This window comes from Prevotella sp. P2-180, assembly GCF_002251435.1.
GTDB lineage: Bacteria > Bacteroidota > Bacteroidia > Bacteroidales > Bacteroidaceae > Prevotella.
Genome location: NZ_NPJI01000041.1, coordinates 1 through 1679, shown reverse-complemented (window position 1 = coordinate 1679; position 1679 = coordinate 1). Strand labels below are relative to the sequence as shown.

Genomic DNA, 1679 nt, shown 5'->3' with positions numbered 1-1679 from the left:
TAGGGTGTCCAGTTTGTCGTTCCAAAAACGCACTGGATTAGCCCTGTTTGAAATGTTAATTTAAAGCTCTGATATTTAACGTTTTAGTAATAGAATTAGTTCTTTGAAAATTTGTGTATCTCATTGATTTTTAGTATCTTTGTAGATAATTACAATCATCTAAAAACAATGAAAAAGTCAGAATCAACATCTCGTAAAGAGACTCCAGAAGAGGAACTGAAACGTCTTCGTGAAGAGAATAAGTCCTTGAAGTCAGAACTCAAGAAGTCTGGTAAGCAACATGAGCAAACCAAAGGTAAACTCAAGAAAGCCAAGGATGATCTTAAACAGACCAAGGCCGAACTCAAAAAAAAAGACGTCACGCAGACAACCTTGAGCAAAGAGCAGAAAGAATTACTTTCGACGCTGTTCCCGGACATCGATATTCGCTTCTGGTGATCAAGCTCTGCATACTGATTTACACCCGTACGAACTGCGGTCTTCGCACCGTGGTGAAGATTCTGGAGATCTTCGGCGAGGTATTCGAAGGCAAGTGCGGGAAGGTTCCATGCTACAACACAGTAGAGAACTGGATGAAGAAGCTGGGGCTGTCCGTTTACGAGAACGACCGTACTCCATGCAGAGGAGGTAAGTATGCAGTCGTAGTAGATGAAAGCATATTCATCAACAGCGAAAAACTGCTTCTTCTGCTTGGCATTCCTGCCCGTCATAAAGGTGAGCCTGTGAAGCATGAGGATGTGACGGTTGTCGGCATGAAGGTTGGCAAGGCCTTCGATGGTGATGCAATCAAACAGGAGATAGAGGAGGCGGCCAAGAAAGCAGGCAGCAACCCTGAGTATATCATCAACGACCAGGCGCACAACCTTACGAATGGAGTCGCCAAATCTGGTATTGCTCAGCACATTGACATCAGTCATGCCATGGGCACAATCTTGAAGAAAGTGTATGGTAAACAGGCTGATTTCGTTGCATTTACCAAACTGTTGGGTGAGGTAAGGCTGCAATATCATCTTACAGACAAGGCTTACCTGCTTCCTCCTAACATGAGGACCATCGCCAGGTTCATGAACATGTCGTCATGGGTTGACTGGGGACAGCACATGCTACATGCATATAGCATCCTGCCCAAGGAGAAGCAAGAGGCATACTCTTTCGTTCCAGAGAATAAAGAGCTGCTTGATGAACTTGCTGTGGCTGTTGATGCAGTAAGGCATGTTGAGGAAATCTGCAAGACAAAAGGCTTCAATATTGCCACATGCAATGAGTGCAAGCATTATATCATCAGGAATGTCATTGGCAACGCCAACAACCGCAGAGCCATGCTAGGCATCAGGATGCTTGACTACTTCAAGAAAGAAGAGGCTTTGCTGGTTGATGATGTGCAGAATGACAACATCTCATCTGACATCATTGAGTCTGACTATGGAATCTTCAAGTCGAAGAAGTCACCAAACAAACTGTATGGTATTACTCCTTTCGTGCTGTTGATTCCGCTATATCCAAAACTCGTGAACAAATCTGTTACTGATACATTTAATTTCAAAGAGCGCTTAGTGAATGTTAAACTTAAGGACATTGATACTTGGGCTGCCAAGAACATGTCCACAAACTGGGTTACAGAACGAACCAAAATATTCAGAAAAACTATCTGAATTTGGAACCGTTAACTGGACACCCTA

2 protein-coding genes are annotated in these 1679 nt (G+C 43.5%); both read left to right on the top strand.

Features of this window, described 5'->3' with window-relative positions:
- The first annotated feature begins 168 nt into the window (after positions 1-168).
- Positions 169-438, top strand: coding sequence for a hypothetical protein (locus CIK98_RS07400; protein WP_094383624.1), 270 nt, complete (start codon positions 169-171; stop codon positions 436-438).
- Entirely contained in the window at positions 435-1652 is a 1218-nt protein-coding gene (locus tag CIK98_RS07395; RefSeq protein ID WP_253249665.1) for a hypothetical protein, read from the top strand. The genes CIK98_RS07400 and CIK98_RS07395 overlap by 4 nt, the downstream gene beginning before the upstream one ends.
- Positions 1653-1679 lie beyond the last annotated feature (27 nt).

Coding starts and splice junctions, on each gene's coding strand:
- CIK98_RS07400 (WP_094383624.1), top strand. CDS start 169: ATGAAAAAGTCAGAATCAACATCTCGTAAAGAGACTCCAGAAGAGGAA.